Origin of the sequence: Streptomonospora wellingtoniae (genome assembly GCF_031845375.1) — a bacterium.
Lineage (GTDB): Bacteria > Actinomycetota > Actinomycetes > Streptosporangiales > Streptosporangiaceae > Streptomonospora > Streptomonospora wellingtoniae.
In genome coordinates this window covers 98,767-119,776 of record NZ_JAVREK010000007.1, presented here as the reverse complement: position 1 = coordinate 119,776, position 21,010 = coordinate 98,767, and the positions used below count along the sequence as shown (strand labels likewise).

18 protein-coding genes and 1 tRNA gene are annotated in these 21,010 nt (G+C 72.3%); 11 read left to right on the top strand and 8 right to left on the bottom strand.

Annotated features, from left to right (window positions below; genetic code table 11):
• Positions 1–40: 40 nt before the first annotated feature.
• From RM446_RS09175 to RM446_RS09160, 4 genes are all read right to left on the bottom strand, one after another.
• Positions 41–1,069, bottom strand: coding sequence for a GDSL-type esterase/lipase family protein (locus RM446_RS09175; protein ID WP_311544759.1), 1,029 nt, complete (start codon positions 1,067–1,069; stop codon positions 41–43).
• Positions 1,070–1,176: 107 nt separating this feature from the next.
• Complete coding sequence (locus RM446_RS09170; protein ID WP_311544758.1) at positions 1,177–1,665, bottom strand: MarR family winged helix-turn-helix transcriptional regulator; 489 nt, start codon at positions 1,663–1,665, stop codon at positions 1,177–1,179.
• Between the two features lie 77 nt (positions 1,666–1,742).
• Entirely contained in the window at positions 1,743–2,408 is a 666-nt protein-coding gene (locus tag RM446_RS09165) for a TetR/AcrR family transcriptional regulator (protein ID WP_311544757.1), read from the bottom strand.
• A 12-nt stretch (positions 2,409–2,420) separates the two neighbouring features.
• Positions 2,421–3,386, bottom strand: a complete 966-nt coding sequence (locus tag RM446_RS09160; RefSeq protein WP_311544756.1) for an acyl-CoA desaturase — start codon at positions 3,384–3,386, stop codon at positions 2,421–2,423.
• A gap of 357 nt (positions 3,387–3,743) precedes the next feature.
• On the opposite strand from RM446_RS09160, the gene RM446_RS09155 reads away from it, so the two are divergent.
• The 11 genes from RM446_RS09155 to RM446_RS09105 all read left to right on the top strand — a co-directional run bounded on the left by RM446_RS09155 (position 3,744) and on the right by RM446_RS09105 (position 16,261).
• A tRNA-Gln gene (locus tag RM446_RS09155) sits at positions 3,744–3,815 on the top strand.
• A 461-nt stretch (positions 3,816–4,276) separates the two neighbouring features.
• Positions 4,277–5,749, top strand: coding sequence for a bifunctional UDP-N-acetylglucosamine diphosphorylase/glucosamine-1-phosphate N-acetyltransferase GlmU (glmU, locus tag RM446_RS09150; protein ID WP_311544755.1), 1,473 nt, complete (start codon positions 4,277–4,279; stop codon positions 5,747–5,749).
• A 30-nt stretch (positions 5,750–5,779) separates the two neighbouring features.
• Positions 5,780–6,754 (top strand): ribose-phosphate diphosphokinase, encoded by a 975-nt coding sequence (locus RM446_RS09145; RefSeq protein WP_311544754.1) that lies wholly within the window; start codon positions 5,780–5,782, stop codon positions 6,752–6,754.
• Positions 6,755–7,100: 346 nt separating this feature from the next.
• Positions 7,101–7,772, top strand: a complete 672-nt coding sequence (locus RM446_RS09140; protein WP_311544753.1) for a 50S ribosomal protein L25/general stress protein Ctc — start codon at positions 7,101–7,103, stop codon at positions 7,770–7,772.
• A 115-nt stretch (positions 7,773–7,887) separates the two neighbouring features.
• Positions 7,888–8,568 carry an aminoacyl-tRNA hydrolase gene (pth, locus tag RM446_RS09135; RefSeq protein WP_311544752.1) on the top strand — a complete coding sequence of 227 codons (681 nt, stop codon included), beginning with the start codon at positions 7,888–7,890 and terminating at the stop codon, positions 8,566–8,568.
• 388 nt (positions 8,569–8,956) lie between these two features.
• Positions 8,957–10,420: a sugar transferase gene (locus RM446_RS09130; RefSeq protein ID WP_311544751.1), complete on the top strand. Its 1,464-nt coding sequence runs from the start codon at positions 8,957–8,959 to the stop codon at positions 10,418–10,420.
• 5 nt (positions 10,421–10,425) lie between these two features.
• Positions 10,426–11,217 carry a 3'(2'),5'-bisphosphate nucleotidase CysQ gene (locus RM446_RS09125; protein ID WP_311544750.1) on the top strand — a complete coding sequence of 264 codons (792 nt, stop codon included), beginning with the start codon at positions 10,426–10,428 and terminating at the stop codon, positions 11,215–11,217.
• A 50-nt stretch (positions 11,218–11,267) separates the two neighbouring features.
• Complete coding sequence (gene cysD, locus RM446_RS09120) at positions 11,268–12,200, top strand: sulfate adenylyltransferase subunit CysD (RefSeq protein ID WP_311544749.1); 933 nt, start codon at positions 11,268–11,270, stop codon at positions 12,198–12,200.
• 38 nt (positions 12,201–12,238) lie between these two features.
• Positions 12,239–13,507, top strand: coding sequence for a sulfate adenylyltransferase subunit CysN (gene cysN / locus RM446_RS09115; RefSeq protein ID WP_311544748.1), 1,269 nt, complete (start codon positions 12,239–12,241; stop codon positions 13,505–13,507).
• A gap of 153 nt (positions 13,508–13,660) precedes the next feature.
• Positions 13,661–14,551, top strand: a complete 891-nt coding sequence (locus RM446_RS09110) for a sulfotransferase (protein WP_311544835.1) — start codon at positions 13,661–13,663, stop codon at positions 14,549–14,551.
• A gap of 270 nt (positions 14,552–14,821) precedes the next feature.
• Positions 14,822–16,261, top strand: coding sequence for a glycoside hydrolase family 26 protein (locus RM446_RS09105; RefSeq protein ID WP_311544747.1), 1,440 nt, complete (start codon positions 14,822–14,824; stop codon positions 16,259–16,261).
• Positions 16,262–16,343: 82 nt separating this feature from the next.
• Here the strand turns inward: RM446_RS09105 and RM446_RS09100 are convergent, their stop codons facing one another.
• The 4 genes from RM446_RS09100 to RM446_RS09085 form a co-directional block, all read right to left on the bottom strand.
• Entirely contained in the window at positions 16,344–17,795 is a 1,452-nt protein-coding gene (locus RM446_RS09100) for a glycosyltransferase (protein ID WP_311544834.1), read from the bottom strand.
• A 92-nt stretch (positions 17,796–17,887) separates the two neighbouring features.
• A complete protein-coding gene (locus RM446_RS09095; RefSeq protein WP_311544746.1) occupies positions 17,888–18,346 on the bottom strand; it encodes a UDP-N-acetylglucosamine--LPS N-acetylglucosamine transferase in 459 nt (152 codons plus the stop codon).
• Positions 18,347–18,480: 134 nt separating this feature from the next.
• Positions 18,481–20,082 carry a lipopolysaccharide biosynthesis protein gene (locus tag RM446_RS09090; RefSeq protein ID WP_311544745.1) on the bottom strand — a complete coding sequence of 534 codons (1,602 nt, stop codon included), beginning with the start codon at positions 20,080–20,082 and terminating at the stop codon, positions 18,481–18,483.
• The gene (locus RM446_RS09085) at positions 20,070–20,945 is read right to left on the bottom strand and encodes a sulfotransferase family protein (protein WP_311544744.1); all 876 of its coding nucleotides are present in this window, start codon (positions 20,943–20,945) and stop codon (positions 20,070–20,072) included. The genes RM446_RS09090 and RM446_RS09085 overlap by 13 nt, the downstream gene beginning before the upstream one ends.
• Positions 20,946–21,010 lie beyond the last annotated feature (65 nt).

Here is a 21,010-nt window from a genome sequence, read left to right as displayed (position 1 = left end):
CCGCCGGAGCGGCCGCCGACCGCCGGCCGGGCGGTTCCGGCTACATCTCGATGCGCGAGGCGAAGGCCCGGGCGATCGCTGCGGCCCCGGCCCGGTTGGTGTGGATGTCGGGGCCGCGGGCCGTGTTGCACATCCAGGTGTAGTCGCAGACGCGCTGCACGTTGGCGGGCATGCCGGTCTCGCTGCCGGCGGGCACGTCGAAGTCGGAGGAGTGGAAGGCCCCGGCCACGTCGGCGACCCCGATCCCGGCGTCTTCGTAGGACTCGGTGATGACCGTGTTCATCTCCTCGAAGACGCCGATGGCGTACTCCACGGTCCCATTGCGGGGCTCTCCGCCGCTCTCGCCGTCCCGGGCCCCCGCGTCACCGCCTTCCAGGAGCAGGGCGGCCAGGAAGGGGTTGTAGTAGGTCATGCCGACGATCCGCGTGTCGGGGCCCGCGGCGTCGCGCAGGCGGGACGCGATGAGCGGCAGTTCCTCGCGGAGGCGCTCCAGGCCGTCGTCCACGCATCCGCGGTCGATGCTCCCCAGCCCGGACAGCCCCGATCCGCTCCCGCCGCCGTCGGCCCCGCCTGAGCCCGTCCCCGAGCCGGCGGCTCCCGACTCGCCCGGCTCCTCCGCCTGCGACCCCTGAGCGGCCTCCATAACGCAGCCGGTGAAGTTGTTGGCCCCGATGCCCACCGTCACCAGCGCAGTGCGGTCGCGGTGCTCCTTGAGGAACCGCTCGGCCTGAGCCAGCTGCGAACCCTCCTCGTAGCGCTGGGCGCAGTTCTGAAGGCCGCCGTCGACGAAGGTGGTGCTGTCCTCGCCGCCGCACCCCATGCGCTCGTGTTCGAGCGTGGAGTCGCGGTCGTAGAGGGTGCGGTAGAGCGCGTCGGCGTACCCCTGGGAGGTCTCCTCGCGCGTCCCGTCGGGCTGCGGCTGCACGCCCACGGCCAGCGAGTCGCCGAGCGAGAGGTAGTAGCTCTTGCGCGGCGCCTCCTGCCCGCCCTCGGCCGAGCAGGCCGCCAGCGATCCGGCCAGCACCAGGGCCGCCGCCGCTGCGGCGGCGGAACACCAGCGGTTGTCCATGTCGTCGACTCCGTCTCTTGCACGCGGGACCGGTGGCGCGCCGGTGCGGCGTCCCGATGCGAGCGGGGACGGACGCCGCCGGGTCATAAGAGTGGCCGACGCGGCGGCTACTCGTCGAGAGGGGACAGCACCGACCTCAGCAGTGCGGCGAGGCTCTGGCGGTCCCTGCGCGAGACCCCGGCCAGCAGGGACTCCTCGTAGCTGAGCAGCGCGGCCAGCGCGCCGTCGACGCGTTCGCGCCCCTCGGGGGTGAGCCGCACCAGCACGCCGCGCTTGTCGGCCGGGTCGGGGCCGCGCCGCACCAGGCCGGCGTCGGCGAGCCGGTCGATGCGGTTGGTCATGGTGCCGGAGGTGACCAGCGTGGCCCGCAGCAGCCTGCCGGGGCTGAGCTCGTAGGGCGGCCCGGAGCGGCGCAGCTCGGCCAGGACGTCGAACTCCCAGGGCTCCAGATCGTGCTCGGTGAATACCGCGCGCCGCGCACGGTCCAGGTGCCTGGCCAGCCGGGACACCCGGCTCAGCACCTGGAGGGGCTCGATGTCGAGATCGGGGCGCTCGGCGCGCCACGCCTCGATCAGACCGTCGACCTCATCACGCATGCGGTCAGCATATCTCTTGATATCAAGATAGTCGCCGCGGTACGCGGTCCGGCGGCCCCGCACGCGCGGCGCCGACGCTAGGCGTCGCCTCGCTTGTGCTGGATGTGGTCCAGCCGCGGCTTGGGTTCCAGGTTCGACAGCCCGTTCCAGGCCAGGTTCACCAGGTGGGCCGCCACGACCTCGCGCTTGGGCTTGCGGACCTCCAGCCACCACTGGCCCGTCAGGGCCACCATGCCCACCAGCGACTGCGCGTACATCGGGGCGAGCTTGGGGTCGTAGCCCCGGCTGCTGAACTCCTCGGCCAGGATGTGCTCGACCTGCGTGGCGATGTCGCTGATCAGGCTGGCGAAGCTGCCGGTGCCCGAGGCGGCGTGGGAGTCGCGGGCCAGGATGCGGAAGCCCTGACTGCACTCCTCGACGTAGCGCAGCAGCGCCAGCGCCGCGTTCTCGATCTTGCCCCGGGGGGTGTCGGCGTTCAGCGAGTCGCCGACCATGCCCAGCAGGATCTGCATCTCGCGGTCGACGACGACCGCGTAGACGCCCTCCTTGCCGCCGAAGTGCTCGTAGACGACCGGCTTGGACACTCCAGCCCGCGCCGCGATCTCCTCGACCGAGGTGGCGTCGAAGCCCCGTTCAGCGAAGAGCTCGCGCCCGATGTCCAGGAGTTGCTCCCGGCGCTGCCTGCCGGTCATGCGCTTGCGGCGCGACCGTGTGCCTTTCTCGCTCCCGCTGACCGCTGCCATGGTGGACTCACTTCAGCTCTCGGCGCCGACGCGCTTGGCGGCAAGGCGCTGGGTGTTGGGCCACCGGACCTTGCTCGCCCATCCGAGTTTCTCAAACATCCAGATGACGCGGGCGGAAATGTCGATCTGGCCCTTGAGCACCCCGTGGCGGGCGCACGTGGGGTCGGCGTGGTGCAGGTTGTGCCAGGACTCCCCGAAGGAGGGGATGGCCAGCCACCAGACGTTGCGCGAGCGGTCGCGGACCTCGAAGTTCTCCTCGCCGATGGTGTGGCAGATGGAGTTGATCGACCAGGTCACGTGGTGCAGCAGTGCGACGCGCACGAGGCCGGCCCAGAAGAACGCGGTCACCGCGCCCCACAAGGACATCGTGGCCAGGCCGCCGATCAGCGCCGGGCCCAGCAGCGAGAACAGCACGATCGGGCCGAACAGGCGGTCGACGCGGCGGATGTCGTCGTCCTTGAGCAGGTCGGGGGCGAAGCGCTTGGGCGAGGTCTTCTCCTCGTCCAGGTAGAGCCAGGCCATGTGCGCGTAGTACAGGCCCTTGGCTACCGAGCGCCAGTCGTCGCCGAAGCGCCACGGCGAGTGCGGGTCGCCCTCGGCGTCGGCGTACTTGTGGTGGCGCCGGTGGTCGGCCACCCACTTGATCACGGAGCCCTGGATGGCCACGCTGCCGGCCACTGCCAGCGCGATGCGCAGTGGGCGGTTGGCCTTGAACGAGCCGTGGGTGAAGTGCCGGTGGAAGCCCACCGTGATCCCCAGCCCGCTGACGACGTAGAAGACCGCGCCGATGACGATGTCGGTCAGCGTGAGGCCCCAGCCCCAGGCGAAGGGCACCGCGGCCACCAGAGCCAGGAGCGGGACGAAGACGAAGGCGAAGACGGTGTAGCGCTCCACCCTGCCCCGGCCCTCGGGGTCGAGTTCGGGTTCGGGCGTCCGCCGGGTCGCCTGGTCGGGCGAGAGCTCGGGTGCTGCGGTCATGTGTCCACCTCGTTCGCGGGCCTGACTGCTGAAGTCGGCGCGGAGTCTTCCTGCTCCGGTCGCCGATCGCGCCGGCCGCCGGAACCTATACCTACGTAACCGTAACCTACGCCCTCGTAGGTTCGAAAGGGCGGCGGTGAAAGTCGCAGCGCCGCGCGTGTGATCCACGGCGGGACGCGCTTCGTCCGCCCCGCTCTCCGCACTGTTGGCGGCGGGCCGGCCGCCGACAGTGCGGCGGTGGGCGCACCGCGGGAAGCGGGGGAGGCGGAGCGGGGACCACGGATGTGCCGACGTCCGGGCGGAGCCGCTATCGTTGGCATGCGGATCGCGCCGCCCGGCGGGCGGCGGAATCCCCCTTCCCGGGTGGTCTAATGGCAGGACACAGGCTTTTGGTGCCTTGAGGTGAGGGTTCGAATCCTTCCCCGGGAGCCGAGCGGGCGCGGACTCCGCCGGTGCAGCGGCGCGCGCCGGTGCGATGGGCGCCCGCGGCCCGTCTCGCCGCTTGCGTCCGCGTCGCCCGCGGCCGCGGCCGCGGCGCGTCGCGAATTTCACAGGCGCTGCCCGCTGATTCCCCGCCGTTTCCCCCGGATGGCCGCTCCGGCCCCGCGTTTCAGCGCCGCCGCAGTCCCCGATGCACGCGCGGCGGGCCCGGCGGCCGCAACCGCGCCGTCCAAAGGCCACATGTATCCTGCCCATGTCGGCCCCGCCGCGGTCTGGCCTGTCCGTGATTCGCCTGCCAGGCACCCCGTCGAGCGCCGTCAACCGAACGGATACGTCGTGTCGGCCCCGCGCTCGCCGCGGGGAGCCGCGTCGCGCCGCGTCCGCGACACCCCGCCCGCGCCGGCGCGGGGACCATCCGCATCCGCCAGCGACATGAGGAGTCTCCGCCAGTGAGCGTGAGCCGTCCGGCTGCCGTCATCGTCCTTGCGGCGGGCGAGGGCACCCGTATGAAGTCCAGGCTTCCCAAGGTCCTGCACGAGATCTGCGGCCGCAGCATGCTCGGCCATGTCCTGGCCGCCGCCGACGAACTGGAGCCCGAGCGCACCGTGGTGGTGGTCGGCCATGCGCGCGAACGGGTCGCCCAGCACCTCAAGGACACCGCCCCGGCGGTCTCCACCGCCGTGCAGGAGGAGCAGAACGGCACCGGCCACGCCGTGCGCATGGCCGTGGAGGAGCTGGCCGCCCAGGGCGTGGCCCTGTCCGGCACCGTGGTCCTGGCCTACGGCGACACGCCGCTGCTGCGCGGCCGCACCCTCGCCGACCTCGTCGAGGCGCACGAGGCCGCCGGCAACGCCGTCACCGTCCTCTCCGCCGAGGTACCCGACCCCGCCGGCTACGGCCGCGTCGTCCGGGACCCCTCCGGGGAGTTCACCGCGATCGTCGAGCACGCCGACGCCACCGAAGGGCAGCGCGCCGTCGACGAGATCAACTCCGGTATGTACGCCTTCGACGGCGCCCGCCTCGCCTCGGTCGTGGGCCGGCTGTCCACCGACAACGCCAAGGGCGAGGAGTACATCACCGACGCCGTGGCGATCCTGCGCGGCGACGGCCACCGCGTCGGCGCATCCGTCGCGCGGGAGTGGACCGAGATCCAGGGCGTCAACGACCGCGTGCAGCTGGCCGAAGCGCGCCGGATGCTCAACGACCGGCTGCTGGACGGGCACATGCGCGCCGGCGCGACCATCGTCGACCCCGCCTCCACCTGGGTCGACGCCGACGTCGAGATCGGTGTCGACGCGGTCGTGGAACCCCAGACCCAGCTGCTGGGCCGCACCGTCGTCGACGAGGGCGCCGTGGTCGGTCCGGGCTGCCGGCTCAGCGACACCCGCGTGGGCGCCGAGGCCCGGGTGCGCCACGTCGTCGCCGACGACGCCGAAGTCGGCGCGAACACCAGCATCGGCCCCTACACCTACCTGCGCCCGGGAACCGTGATCGAGCCCGCCGGCAAGATCGGCGCATTCGTCGAGGTGAAGAACTCCACCGTCGGCGAGGGCTCCAAGGTCCCGCATCTGACCTACGTCGGCGACGCCGACATCGGCGTGGGCGTCAACATCGGCGCCTCCTCGGTGTTCGTCAACTACAACGGTGTCGCCAAGAACCGCACCACCGTCGGCGACCACGCCCGCACCGGCAGCGACAACACCTTCGTCGCGCCGGTACACGTTGGCGACGGCGCCTACACCGGTGCCGGCACCGTGATCCGCGAAGACGTCCCGCCCGGTGCGCTGGCGGTTTCGGCCGGCAAGCAGCGCAACATCGAGGGCTGGGTAGGGCGCAAGCGCCCGGGAACGGCCGCCGCGGAGGCGGCCGAACGGGCGCAGGACGGGCCTTCCGGGTCCGTCGAGCGCCGCGATGAAGGTTGACTGAGTCAGTGTCTGTGGGGGATCTCTGAAGTGACCGGCATGAAGGCCGCGGGTCAGAAGAAGCTCATGCTGTTCGGAGGGCGCACGCACCCCGATCTGGCGGAGCAGGTGGCCGATCAGCTCGGCATCGAGGTCGCGCCGACGAAGTTCCAGGACTTCGCCAACGGCGAGATCTTCGTGCGCTACCTGGAGTCGGTGCGCGGGTGCGACGCCTTCGTGCTGCAGTGCCACTCCGACCCGATCAACGAGTCGATCATGGAGCAGCTGATCATGGTCGACGCCCTGAAGCGGGCATCGGCCAAGCGCATCACGTTGGTGACACCGTTCCTGGGTTACGCGCGCCAGGACAAGAAGCACCGGGGCCGCGAGCCCATATCGGCCCGCCTGATGACCGACCTCTTCCGTACCGCGGGAGCGGACAGGCTCATGGCGATCGACCTGCACACCGACCAGATCCAGGGCTTCTTCGACGGTCCGGTCGACCACCTGTTCGCGCTGCCGCTGCTGGCCGACTACGTGCAGTCGCGCGTCGGTCCGTCCGAGGAGTCGACCGTCGTCTCGCCCGACTCCGGTCGGGTGCGCACCGCCGACCGCTGGGCCGACCGCATGGGCTCGCCGCTGGCGATCATCCACAAGCGGCGCGACCCCGACGTGGTCAACCAGGTGAAGGTGCACGAGGTCGTGGGCCAGGTGAACGGCCGGACCTGCGTGCTCGTCGACGACATGATCGACACCGCCGGCACCATCGTGAAGGCCGCCGACGCCCTGTTCGAGCAGGGCGCCCGCGAGGTCATCGCAGCGGCGACGCACGGCGTGCTCTCCGGGCCCGCCGCCGAGCGGCTGCAGAACTCCCGCATCTCCGAGGTCGTGATCACCAACTCGCTGCCGATCCCCAAGGACCGGCGGTTCGAGAAGCTCACTCAGCTGTCGATCGCTCCTCTGCTGGCGCGCGCCATCAGCGAGGTCTTCAGCGACGGCTCGGTCACCAGCCTGTTCGAGGGCTGACCCGGGGCCCGGAGCGGTCCGCCTGCGGGCGCGGTGAGCGCGTCCGCAGGCGTCGGTATATGTTCGAGGGGCCCGGCAGAGCCATTAGACTGGATCGGGTGTCCCCAGCTCCCGCTGGGACGCGTTGGGCGCTGGACAGGAACACGGCCGCACCTCCGCGGCCGGTGCGGCGCCGTCGGCGAGTGTTCGCGCCCGTTCCGGGTGTGCTCCATGCGGCGCGGGTCCGTTCCGCCGTCGGCAGGCAGCGGCCCCTCGGCCCCTGAGGACGTCGCCGTCTACGCGGGAGCCGTTTTACGTAAAGTCGTGTTCCCCGCGGTTCGCGGGGACGATCCCGAGGAGTTTTGTCGTGTCCGAGGTACGCATCGCTGCCGAGCCGCGCACGGAATTCGGCAAGGGCGCCGCACGGCGCGTCCGCCGCGCGGGTAAGGTGCCGGCCGTCCTCTACGGCCACGGCACCGACCCTCGCCACATCACGCTTCCGGGCCATGAGCTGATGCTGGCCCTGAAGACCCCGAACGTGCTCCTGCGCGTCGACGGCCTCACCGGCTCCGACAACCTCGCGCTGCCCAAGAGCGTGCAGCGCGACCCCATCAAGGGCTTCCTCGAGCACGTCGACCTGATCGTGGTGAAGAAGGGCGAGAAGGTCAACGTCGAGATCTCGGTGACGCTGACCGGCGAGATCGCGCCGGGCGGCGTGCTCAACCAGGAACTGGTCACCGTCGAGGTCGAGACCGAGGCCACCCACATCCCCGAGGGCGTCGAGTTCGACGTCGAGGGCCTGGAGGTCGGCGCGCACGTCACGGCGGCCGACCTGAAGCTGCCCAGGGGCACCGAACTGGCGACCGACCCCGAGACCATCGTCCTGACGATCGCCCCCGAGCGCAGCGACGCGGAGGTCGAGGCGCTGGAGACCGAGGAGGCCGATGTCGCGGCCGACGTGGCCGAGGCGGTCGCCAAGGGCGAGTCCGACGAGTCCGGCGAGTCGTCGTCGGAGGAGTCTTCCTCCTCCTCGGAGTAGGTCCGAGGCGATCGGCCGGGAGCGCCCGCACCGCGGGTGCCCCGGCCGCAGCGCTGCGCCGCGCGCCTGCGGGAGCGCGGCGCACGCGACATAGGGAATCGGACGGCGGACGGCTATGCGTGCTCTCCTGCGGCGGATCCTGCCCGGCGGCGTGGCGCCGTCATCCGGCGCGGTCGCGGGCGCGCCGGCCGAGGAGCGGAGCGGTGAGGTGGCCCCGGTCGAGACCGAGCGCTGGCTGGTGGTGGGTCTGGGCAACCCCGGCCCCTCCTACGCCGGCAACCGGCACAACGTCGGCTTCATGGTCGCCGATGCCCTGGCCGAGCGCTGCGGGCAGCGGTTCAAGGCACACAAGGCGCGCGCCGAGGTCGCCGAGGCCCGTATCCGGGGCGTGCCCGCGGTCCTGGCCAAGCCGCGCACCTACATGAACCTCTCCGGTGGCCCCGTCGCGGCGCTCAGCCGCTTCTACAAGGTTCCGCCGGAGCGCGTCCTGGTGATCCACGACGAGCTGGACGTCCCCTTCGGCGCGCTGCGGCTCAAGCGCGGCGGCGGCGCGGGCGGGCACAACGGCCTGCGCTCGGTCAGCGAGTCCCTGTCCGATCCGGGCTATTTGCGCGTGCGCGCGGGCGTCGGGCGCCCGCCCGGGCGGATGGACGCAGCCGCCTACGTCCTCAAGGACTTCTCCTCCACCGAGCGCAAGGAGCTGGGTGTCGTCGTCGAGCGCGCCGCAGACGCCGTCGAGACCGTGCTGACGGACGGCCTGGAGAAGGCGCAGAACATCTACCACTCCGCCGCCTGACCGCTCCCGGCCCGCCTGCGCTCTTCGGACCGGCGGACGCGCGTGCCCAGCGCCGACCGTTCCGCCCCGTGAAGCCGCACGGGGCGCTCGGCAGCTCATCCCCTGGGCCGTCCCGATTCGGCATGGCCCGAATCCGGTGCGGCGACACGGCTTTTCCGGTTACGATCCGTCACGTCGCGCGACGCGGTAGTCACGTTTGGCTATGATCGCTCGCGTCAGGTCGCGTTCACGCACCCCTTGTTTCCCCGCGTACCGGATTCGGACGCGTGCCGTGCCGTCCAGGCGCCCGGGAGCCGCAGGATGCCGCCCGCCCCCTGCGCCGTCGGGCGGTTCGGGGCGTCCGCGCGGGAGTCCGGTCGGGGAGCGGGGCCGTGCCGAGGTGGGGGTTATGGTCGTAGTCGAACGGGTCCCGGCGCAGGCCGCAGGCGCGCCGACCGTCCGAGCGGCTCCGGCCTGGATGCGCTCCTACGTCCGCGGACTACGGTGGATCGACGCCTGCGCCGGCGCGGTCGCGGGCGCGTGCGCGCTGCACATCCGCTTCGCCGACCCCCTGGAGACCCCGGCGGGGCACGGGTACCTGATGTTCTCGCTGGCGCTTCCCGTGCTGTGGATGCTGGTGGTCGCGGTCGGCGGCGGCTATGCGCGCCGGTTCATCGGGCAGGGCACCGAGGAGTTCCGCCGCGTACTCAGCGCGGGCGTGGTGCTGACGGCGGGGGTGGCCGTCTGCGCCTACGCCGCGCGGGTCGACGTCGCCCGCGGATACGTGCTGCTGGCGCTGGCCGCGGTCGTGTCGGCCAGCCTGGTCATGCGCTACGCCTGGCGCAAGCGGCTGCACCGGATGCGCGCGCGGGGGCGGTGCATGCGCGGTGTGGTCGCGGTGGGCCACCCGGAGTCCGCGCGCGACCTGGTCCGGCAGTTCCGCCGCGAGCCCTATCACGGAATGCGCGTCATCGGCGTGTGCCTGCCCCCGGGGCAGGCGGCCGCCGGCGGCGAGGTCGACGGCTGCCCGGTGCTGGGCGGCTTCGCCGACGCTGCCGAGGCCGCCGAGCGGGCCGGCGCCGACACCGTCGCGGTGCTGTCCTGCCCGGAGATGGACGGCGTCGAGCTGCGCCGGCTGGCTTGGCGCCTGGAGAAGAGCGGCACCGACCTGACGGTGGCCCCGGCCCTGATGGAGGTGGCTGGCCCGCGCACCACCATCCGCCCCGTGGCGGGGCTGCCGCTGCTGCACGTCGAGCACCCGGAACTGGCCGGTGCGAGGCGCGTGGTCAAGGGACTGTTCGACCGGGCGTCGGCCGCACTCGCCCTGACGGCGCTCGCGCCGTTCCTTCTCGGACTTGCCGCGGTGATCCGCGCGCCGGACGGAGGTCCGGCGCTGTTCCGCCAGACGAGAGTCGGCAAGGACGGTGTCGAGTTCACGGTCTACAAGTTCCGTACCATGGTGGTCGGGGCGGACGACCTCAAGCGGGGACTCCGTCCTGTCAACGAGCACGACGGCGTACTCTTCAAGATGCGCCGTGACCCCCGGGTGACCGCGATCGGCGGCTGGTTGCGCCGCTATTCGCTGGACGAGCTCCCGCAGCTCATCAACGTCGTGCGGGGAGATATGTCACTCGTGGGTCCGCGGCCCCCGCTGCCCGAAGAGGTGGCGCTATACGGCCGCGACGTGCGTCGGCGCCTGGTGGTCAAGCCGGGCATGACAGGGCTGTGGCAGGTCAGCGGCCGGTCGGACCTCTCCTGGGAGGAATCCGTCCGACTGGACCTGCGATACGTGGAAAACTGGTCGTTGACCCTGGACGTCCAGATCCTGTGGAAGACATGGTCAGCAGTTGTCCGCGGAGCGGGAGCGTACTAAGGCCGGTGAGCAGCATCCGAAACGATCATGAAGTCGCGCGTGACCTGGCGACCGAGGCGGGGCAGCAGTTGCTCCGGCTCCGGGCCCGGCAGGGGTTCGACGAGCCCGAGGTCCTGCGCACTCTCGGCGACCGCACGTCGCACGAGTTCCTCTTCTCCAGCCTGGGCCGCCTGCGTCCCAGCGACGCGGTGCTCTCGGAGGAGGGCATCGACGACAAGGCGCGGCTGAGCGCCCGCCGAGTGTGGATCATCGATCCGCTCGACGGCACTCGGGAGTTCTCCGAGTCCGGCCGCACCGACTGGGCCGTGCACGTTGCGCTGTGGGAGAACGGCGAGCTCGCCGCGGGCGCGGTCGCGCTTCCCGCCCAGGGGAGCACGGTCTCGACCGTCGACCCGCCGTGGCTGCCCGAGGAGCGCCCCAACGAGCAGCGGCTGCGCATCACCACCAGTCGTACCCGCCCTCCGGAGTTCGTGCAGCGGCTGGCCAACCAGCTGGGCGCCGAGATCGTCCCGATGGGCTCGGCCGGCGCCAAGATCTGCGCAGTGCTGCTCGGCATCGCCGACATCTACGTGCACGCGGGCGGTCAGTACGAGTGGGACAGCGCGGCCCCGGTGGCGGTCGCGAACGCGGCGGGCCTGCACACGTCGCGCATCGACGGCAGCGAACTGTCCTACAACAGGACCGATCCCTCGCTCCCGGATATTCTTGTCTGTCGACCGGAATTGTCGAATATGTTGTTGGCTAGTATCCGCGGCGTCGCCGAGCGCGACGGCGCGGATCCACACGCGGCGGGCTGAGTGCACGGCAGCCACCCCTCGTGTGCGTCATAGGAGCGTGAGGCGGGTTCATGAGTCAGGCCAGTACGGCACCGCTCGGCAGGTACCAGCTCTCCCAGCTGGACTTCCTGGAGGCCGAGGCGATCTACATCATGCGCGAGGTGGCCGCGGAGTTCGAGCGGCCGGTGCTGCTCTTCTCGGGCGGCAAGGACTCCATCGTCATGCTGCGGCTCGCCGAGAAGGCCTTCTGGCCGGGTGCGATCCCCTTCCCGGTGATGCACGTCGACACCGGGCACAACTTCCCCGAGGTCATGGAGTTCCGCGACCGCCGCTTGGCGGAGGCCGGGGTCAAGCTCGTCGTCGCCTCGGTGCAGGAGCAGATCGACGCCGGCAAGGTCGTCGAGCCCACCGGCCGCTGGGCCAGCCGCAACCGGCTGCAGACCTCGGCGCTGCTGGAGGCCCTCGACCAGCACGGCTTCGACGCAGCGTTCGGCGGCGCCCGGCGTGACGAGGAGAAGGCCCGCGCCAAGGAGCGGGTGTTCTCCTTCCGCGACGAGTTCGGCCAGTGGGACCCCAAGGCGCAGCGCCCCGAGCTGTGGAACGTGTACAACACGCTCATCAACCGGGGCGAGCACATCCGGGTGTTCCCGCTGTCCAACTGGACCGAGCTGGACGTGTGGGGCTACATCGCCCGCGAGAACCTCGACCTGCCGCCGATCTACTACTCGCACAAGCGCACCGTCTTCGAGCGTGACGGCATCCTGCTCTCCGAGAGCCCCTACATCGCCCGCAACGATGACGAGGAGCTCTTCGAGGCGACCGTCCGCTACCGCACAGTCGGCGATATGACCTGCACCGGTGCGGTGCGCTCCTCGGCCACGGGCTTGGAGGAGATCATGGCCGAGATCGCCGCGACGCGCATCACCGAGCGCGGCCAGACCCGCGCCGACGACCGCTCGAGCGAGGCGGCCATGGAAGACCGCAAGCGCGAGGGCTACTTCTAAGCCCCGGCGCCCTCCCCACCCACTTGGAACGCGTGCATATGAGTACTGACATTCTGCGGTTCGCCACTGCCGGTTCGGTCGACGACGGCAAGTCGACCCTGATCGGCCGCCTCCTCTTCGACTCCAAGTCGATCTTCGAGGACCAGCTCGACGCCGTCGAGCGCACCAGCCGCGGCCGCGGCGAGGAGCAGACCAACCTGGCACTGCTCACCGACGGCCTGCGCGCCGAGCGCGAGCAGGGCATCACCATCGACGTCGCCTACCGCTACTTCGCGACGCCGCGGCGGACCTTCATCATCGCCGACACCCCCGGGCACATCCAGTACACCCGCAACATGGTGACCGGGGCGTCGACCTCCGACCTGGCGGTCATCCTGGTCGACGCGCGCAAGGGCCTGCAGGAGCAGAGCCGGCGCCACGCCTTCCTGGCCACGCTGCTGCAGGTGCCCCACCTGGTGGTCGCCATCAACAAGATGGACCTCGTCGACTACTCCCAGGAGCGGTTCGAGGAGATCAAGCAGGAGTTCACGGACTTCGCCACCAAGCTCGACGTCAGCGACCTGACCTACATCCCGATCTCGGCCCTGCACGGCGACAACGTGGTGGACCGCTCCATCAACATGCCGTGGTACGACGGCTCCTCCCTGCTGCACCACCTGGAGCACGTGCACATCGCCTCCGACCGGAACCTGATCGATGCGCGGTTCCCCGTGCAGTTCGTCATCCGGCCGCAGCGCGCGGCCGACCCCGAGCTGCACGACTACCGCGGCTACGCGGGGACCGTGGCGGGCGGCGTGTTCAAGGCCGGCGACGAGATCATGCACCTGCCGTCGGGGCTGACGAGCCGCATCGCCAAGATCCTCACCGCTGACGGCGAGCTGGACGAGGCCTTCCCGCCCATGTCGGTGACGATGCTGCTCGAGGACGAGATCGACATCTCGCGCGGCGACATGCTGTGCCGGCCCAACAACCAGCCCGTGGTCTCCCAGGACATCGAGGCGATGGTCTGCTGGATGGCCGAGAGCCGCAAGCTCACGCCGCGGTCCCGGCTGGTCATCAAGCACACCACCCGCAACGCCAAGGTCATGGTGCGCGACATCCGCTACCGGCTGGACGTCAACACGCTGCACCGCGACGAGGACGCCGAGGACCTCTCGTTGAACGAGATCGGCCGGGTGAGCATGCGCGCCACCCAGCCGCTATTCGCCGACGAGTACAAGGAGAACCGGCTCACCGGAGGCTTCGTCCTCATCGAGGAGGGCAGCAACACCACGGTCGCCGCCGGGATGATCGTCCGCGCCGAGTAGGGCGCAGAGGGGCCGGTTCGCCCGTGCACGCGCCGCTCTGATCCGGAGCGGGGCGGACCGGCCCCGACGTTCGATTGCCGAGTGTGTTCAGGTGGACACGCGGCGTACTAGAGTGCGGCCGTGGACGATTTCCAACTGCTCTTCGTCGGCGGTATGGGCCGATCGGGCTCCACGCTGGTCGAGCGACTGCTGGGCGAGCTGCCGGGCGTGTGCTCGCTGGGCGAAGTCGTGCACCTGTGGCGCCGGGCGCTGATCGACGGCGAGGCCTGCGGTTGCGGCGCACCCTTCGGCGAGTGCGGCTTCTGGCAGGAGGTCGGGGCCGCCGCGTTCGGGGGCTGGGACCGCCTCGACCCGGCGGAGGCGCTCGCCCTCCAGGGCGCGGTCGACCGGACGCGGTTCGTGCCCGCCCTGCTGGGCAGCCGCCCGCCGGCGCGCACAGCCGAGTCCCTGATGCGCTACACCGCGCTCTACGACCGCCTCTACGCCGCCGCCGCGCGCGTGAGCGGATGCCCGGTGGTCGTCGACTCCAGCAAGCACGCGTCGCTGGCCGCCTGCCTGCGCCACCGCTACGGGCGGCGGTTGCGGCTGGTGCACGTGCTGCGCGATCCCCGCGCGGTCGCGCACGCCTGGAGCAAGCGCGTCCCCCGGCCCGACGCGACGGCCTCCAGCCCCGAGCAGGAGATGGCCCGCTACTCGCCCGGCCGCGCCGCTGTGCAGTGGACGGCACAGAACGAGGTGCTGGCGCGGTTGACCCGGTTGGGGGTGCCGACCCTCCGGGTGCGCTACGAGGACTTCGCGGCCGACCCCGCGGGCGAGTTCGGTGCCGTGGCGGCGTTCGCCGGCCACACCGGAGCGTTGCCCGTGGACGCCGAGGGGACGGCGCGGCTGTCGTGCACCCACACGGTTTCGGGCAACCCGATGCGGTTCCGCACCGGCGCGGTGCGGGTGCGCGCCGACACCGCGTGGCGCAGCGGACTCACCCCGGCAGGGCGGGCCGCGGTCTCTGCGCTGACCTGCGTGAGTCGGCCGAGGTTCGGCTATTGAGTCGCCGCCCCGCACCGTGGACGCCGGAGGAGGCCGGTCCGGCGGACCGGCCGCGCTGGCGGTACGCGGTGTCGGAATTTTCCGGGATGCGACGCGCCGAGCGATTGCGACGACATGTAGCACTCCGTGTTTAGATGGTATCTCTTTGTTATGGGAGAACGACGGCGAGATGACGGTACCGGCCGCAGCGGGCACGCCGCCCGCCGCGTACCGTATCTCTGCACGCCCGGACGGTGCGGCGGTGCCGCACTGGCGGTGACGGTCGCGGTGGTGGCGTGCACGCCCACCGGCGTGGTGGGCGCCTCCACCCAGCGCACCGACGCGGTCGGGCCCGCAGCCGGGTACGCGTCGCCGACCGGCGGTGCGGACGGCTCCTCGGCAGAGCCCGGCGCCGCCGCGTCGCCGAGGGCGTCGGCCGCGCCCTCCGCCTCGTCGCCCGCGATTGCGGCTTCCGGCCCGGCCACGTCGGTGCCCGATCCCGGTTCCGGTTCCAGCACGGCGGCCGAGCCCACTCCAGCCCCGTCGGGAGCGGGGCGCACGGGGGAGGGCCCGTCGAACGCCGCCGAGACATCCTGGCCGATCTTCGGCTTCCCCTCGCAGTCGGCCGCAGAGACGCCCGGCGCCGGCGTCGAGCCGTCGCAGGACTATCCGGGCTATCCGGGCTATCCGGGGCTTCCGGGGCCTTCGCCGACGCCGTCCGCCTATCGCTCTGCGGATTGCACCGTCGATGACATCCTGGCACCGAGCTGCGGCGTGTGGTGGGGGGCCAGTCCCTACCACGGCGACGTTCGGCCCCTTGAGGAGGCCGTCGACCGCCCCCTGGACATCGTCTACACCTGGCACGGCGTCGACCAGCACCGCGTGCCCACCGCCGCGGAGCGCCGCCTGGCCGAGGAGGGGCGGTTCCTCCATGCCAACATCGAGGCCCGGCGCTTCAACGCCGACGGGCACCCGGTCCAGGGCTACGGCGACATCATCGAGGGCCGCTTCGACGACTCCCTGCGCGGTCAGGCGCGGCGCATCGCCGACCTGGGCCGCCCGTTCTTCGTCACCTTCGACCACGAGGCCGACGCGAACCAGCGCTACAACACCCGCGGCACGCCCGAGCAGTTCGTCCGCGCCTGGCGGCACATCGTCGACCTCTACCGCGCCAACGGCGCCGACAACGCTGTCTTCGTCTGGAACGTCACCGGCTGGAAGGGCAACCTGGACCGGTTGCCCAGCCTGTGGCCGGGCGACGACTACGTCGACTGGATCAGTTGGGAGGCCTACAACATGACCGGCTGCGAGCTGCAGCCGGGCTGGAACCATGTCGACACGTTCGAAGAGGCGCTGCGCCCCGCCTACGAGTGGTTCCAGAACGAAGGGCCCGAACACGGCATCGACGCGGACAAGCCGGTGATGATCGGTGAGATGGGCACCGTGCCCATCCCGGGCGACCCGGCGGCCACGCGGGAGTGGTACGCCGACATCCCCGAGACGCTCCGTGAATACGAGCGCGTCCGCGCCGTCAAGCTGTGGGACGGCATCACCGCTCCGAGCTGCGACTTCCGCGTGCTGCGGAACCACCAGGCCACCCGCGGCTACCTGCAGGCCTCCCGCCACCGCTACGTCACCGTCCCCCACCAGGCGCGCGAGGCCGTCGATGAGGCGATCGAGATCGCCGACCGGGCGCGCAAGCTGCGCGCCCGAGCGCGGGGCGAGGGGTGAGGCCGCGCCCGGCCCACCCGGGCCCCGGGAGAGCACCGGCGACCGGTTCGCCGGGAGTCCGGCCGGAACACGCCCGCCCCGGCTAGACGCCCCGGCCGCGCCTGTGCAGGATGCGCAAGACCGCGCCCGCGGACGCCCCGCAGGCGACGGCCGCCGCGAGGTAGGCGCGCGGTTCGCCCCAATGGGCGCGCAGCGCCGCCGCCGCCCACTCCACCGCGGCGCCGCGCCGCCCCGCCGCCGCCTCGGCGAAGGCGATCTGGCCGGCGACGCGGGCATAGCCGCGCGGCACCAGCCGAAACTCCGGGTAGGCCGCGAGTAGCCAGCGCAAGGCGGCGGAGATCGTCTGCCACCGGCCGCCGAAGTGGGAGCGCCGATGCCACAGCACCCGCACCAGCGGCTCCGCCACGGTGCGGATCGGCGCGCGCCGGGACAGTCGCAGCAGCAGCTCGTAGTCCTCGCCGTACCCGCCGGGGATCTGCTCGTCGACGCCGCCGCACCCCTCGACGAGGGCGCTGCGCCGCAGCAGGAACGTGGACGGGTGGAGCTCGGTCAGCCGCGAGCGCAGCAGGTCGGCGAAGTCCACGCTGGAGCGCTGCAGCAGCCGGTCGGACTCGGAGCCGTCGTAGCGGACGCGGATGCCGCAGCACACCAGCTCGGTGCCGGGCTCGGCGCACAGCACCGCCGCCTGAGCCCGCAGCTTCCCGGGCAGCCAGACGTCGTCGTCGTCGCAGAAGGCGACCAGCTCGGTCGGGGCGGCCAGTACGCCGGTGTTGCGGGCCCCGGCCAGGCCCGGCGCCGCGGAGTTGGCCAGCACCCGCACCGGCCGGTGTCCGTCCGCGCTCGCCAGCGAGTGGTCGGGCTCGGTGCCGTCGAAGACCACGATCGTATGGACGGTGGCCGGGTAGTCCTGGCAGCGGATGTGCTCCAGGGTCCGGCGCAGCAGGTCGGGGCGGTCGCACGTGGGCACCACGGCGGTGATCTCCGGCAGCTCGGAGTCCGGTGGAGGAAGCGGCGGCGGCCGGTCGGCGTGCGGAGCGGCCGGACGGGCGAGCAGGTCGATCAGGCGGCCCGCGCGCAGCGCGGCGGCGGTGGTGCCGCCGTTGTGCGGCTCGCGCGGCCGGAAGTCCTCGGGCTGGTCCAGCGCTTTGTCGACGGTGGCGCAGAACTGCTGGTAGCTGGAGCAGGCCCGCACGAGACCCGCCTCCTCGAGCCGGTCCACGAAGCGCAGCTGGTGGTCGTCGACGTGTTCGCGGAGCTCGGGATCGCGGGCCACGGCGATCGGCAGGCGCCCGGCTTCGCGCGCCTGGACGACGGTGGCCGGGCCTCCGTGGGTCACGACGGCCGCGGCCCTGCTCATGGCGGCCCCCAGGTCGCCGCGGTCCATGCAGGCGGTGCCCTCGGCCGCCGCTGGCGCCCGCGAGGCTCCGTGCTGCACCAGGACCCGCACCTCGGGGCGGTCGAACGCGTAGCAGTCGGCCCAGTCGATCAGCCGGGTGAAGGGGTGGTGGTCGGTCCCGACGGAGACCAGGACCAGCGGGCGCGCGCCGGCGGCTTCGGCGGCGCCCCGGTCGGCTCCTTCGGCGGTCGTGCGGGGTTCGGCTGATTCCGGCCCGCGGTGTTCGCCGGTCACAGCAGCGGTCCCACGGTGATGGCGTCGGGGAGGAACGCGCGCTGCTCCTCCCACTGCGCGAGGTGCAGGCGGGTGAAGGGCCGGCACAGCCGCGTCGTCAGCGGCGGGACGTCGATGCGGTCGTAAACCTCGATGTAGACGGTCGGGATGCGCAGCAGCCACGCCAGCGCGAAGAACGGCAGGGCGACCCCGGCGCCGGTGGAGACCACCGCCGCCGGGCGGGTGCGCGCCAGGGTGCGCACCGCGAGCACCGTATTGCGCAGCAGGTTGCCCAGGTGGCGGGTGGTGGGATGGTAGGCCGGGCGCACGTCCTCGCCGTCGAGCAGCCGCAGGGCCTCGGCTGTGGGGAAGGTGACCCAGATCCGGCTGTGCTGCAACCACCAGGGCCGCAGTGACCACAGCTGGGCGAGGTGGCCGCCGCTCGACGCGACGAAGAGGACCGGGGCGGTTGGCATGCCGTCATCATCGCATAACCAGAAGTGATTTCTTGGTCACTTAGGGTTGATGTCGCGCAGGTCGGGGGAACCGCCCGGACGGACTGGCGGCGACATGCGGCTCGCCTCCTTACGGCCGCGCCGCCCGGCCGGGTTCAGCCGGGCCCGGACAGGACGGCGTCCCGGCGCAGCAGGTGGTCGAGTTCCAGGCGGTCGCGCAGGCGCCACAGGGTCGCTCCCAGCCCCGCCGAGCCGATCGCCATCGCCACCGCCAGCGACCACGGTCCCGTGCCGAGCACCGCCGCACACAGCAGGGGTGCGCCGCCGAACCACACCAGGCAGCTTCCCGCCGCCAGCACCCACCTGGCACCGAACGGGTGCAGTCCGTGCGAGCGCCCCAGCTGGACCAGCGGCAGCGCCTTGCGCACCGCGACCGCCCCCGCGAACGCCGCCGCCGCGCCGCCCGCGCCCGTCGAAGGCACCAGCACCAGGCACAGCGCGACGTTGGCGGCCAGCGCAAGCAGGTTGTTCGCGAGGTTCAGCCGGGTGCGCCCGGTCATCGCCAGCACCAGGTCGCCCATCCCCAGGGCCGCCGCGAGCAGCTGCGCCAGACAGACCACCGCCAGCACCGGGGCGCCGGCCGCGTAGCGCGCGCCGAACGTTTCCATCAGCAGGGGTGCGTAGACGATCGCCGGCAGGAACAACGGCCAGCTCAGGCAGATCAGCCATGCAGTGCTCGCGCGAAAGAGGGTGTTGGCGCCGCGGCGGTCGTCCTCGGCCAGCAGCTCGGCCAACCGTGGTTCGGCGGAGTACTGCAGCGCCTGGGCAGCGAACTGCCCGGCGACCGGGAAGCGGGAGGCGGCGGTGAACACCGCGGCTTCGGACGGGCCGGCCAGCGCGGCGACGAACACGATGCCCAGCCGCTGGATGCCGAGCTGAGCGACCGTTGCAAGGGAGCGGGGGAGCGAGAACGCCCAGAACGCGCGGGGCGTCACTTCGTCCCCGGGGTGCTCGGCGTACTCGGCGTTTGCCGCCGTCCGGCCCGGGCGCGGCGAGTCGGGGGCGACCGGCCGCACCGGTGACGGCGGCGCCTCCCGCGTTGTGCGATGCGCCCCGAGGATGCGCCGCATCCACCACCACGCCAGGACGGCCGCCGGAAGGTAGGGGCCCGCCCAGGCCACCGTCAGCAGTCCGGCCCAGCCGCTCGCCGCGACCGCGGCGATGAGCACCAGCTGCGCCAGCGGGCGGCCCACCTTGTCCAGCAGCACCCCCGCCCGCATCACGTGGTGCGCACGCGTGGCGGCCAGCGCCGCGTCGGTCAGCACCGCGCAGGGCAGAAAAGCCGCGACCAGCCGCAGGTAGGCCTCGGCGTCCGGTTCGCCCATGAGCGACGCGAGGTCGTCGGCGAGCGCGAACATCGCCACGGCACCCGCCAGGGACGAGGCCGCCGCCGGCCCCAGGGCGGTGCGCAGGACCCGCGAAGCGGCGTGCTCGGCGCCGCGGGCGCGCAACCGGGCCAGGAAGTACACCAGGCCGCTGGGCGTGCCCAGGTTGGCCACCGCCGATGCGAGAAGGAAGACCGAGGTCGCCGAGAACAGCAATCCGGCCGTGTCGGCGGAGAACCCCCGGGCGACCGCGACCACGATGGCCAGGTTCAGCACCGCTCCGGCAGCGGCGCCGGCCATGTTCATGGCGCCGCCGCGGGCGACCCGGCGCAGCCCTGCCCGGCCGTGGCCGGCGGTGCTCACCTGCGCCACAGCGGCTCACGTCCCCACCATTCGGCCAGATCCCGGTCGTGCCCGGCGAAGTGCTCGGCCAGGCGGGCACGCAGCCGCTCGGGTATCGCGTCCCGGGCGCGCGCGTTGTGCCTGCCGAACCGGATCCGGTCGCAGTGGGCGATGCCCAGGAAGTCCTCGACTCCGGCGAAGGCCTGCTCGGGGCGGGCGAAGAACGCCTCGCTCTCGACGACGTGCAGCCGGTGGCGGCCCACGTGCCGCTCCAGCCGGCGCAGTTGCTCGGCGTAGCGGCCGCGCGCCAGGTAGGAGTGGTGCTGGTGGGCGTGGGAGTGCGCGGCGGGGTCGGCGCGCAGCCGCTCCTCCTCGCCCCGCAGCCGCTCGGCCTCCAGCTCCAGCGCCCGTTCGAACGGTTCGGTCTCGAAGCCGCGCGCCAACTCGTGGCTGTGGGCGGAGTAGGCGCGCTCGACCGGATCGCGCACCATCACCACCACCTTCACGCCCGGCAGATCGCGGGAGAGCCGCTCGGCCGCAAGCGGGTGGAACAGGTAGTAGGGGCTGGACTCGCCCACCTCGATGCGCGGGCGCCCGCTGCCGGGGCGGACGAGGGCCCGGAGCGGGAAGTGCCCGCGGTACCAGTCCAGACCGCGGTGGTAGTCGGTGTCGAAGTAGTGCACCCCCTTGCGCAGCGGCGGGCCGAAGACCTGCGGGTGCTGGACCAGGGCGTGGAACAGCGACGTGGTGCCGCACCGCTGCGCGCCGGCCACCACGAACGTCGGCAGCGCGCGAACGCCCCGGGTGGCCTGCCCGAGCGCGGTGTGCACCGAGCGGACCGAGCGCTTGACCGGCTCCGGCACCGGCAGCCGGCGGGTGTTGGCATGCGTCATCGCTCACCTTCCGTGGGTTTTCCGGATTCCGCGGCACCGGCGAAGGGCACGGGCGGTTCACACCG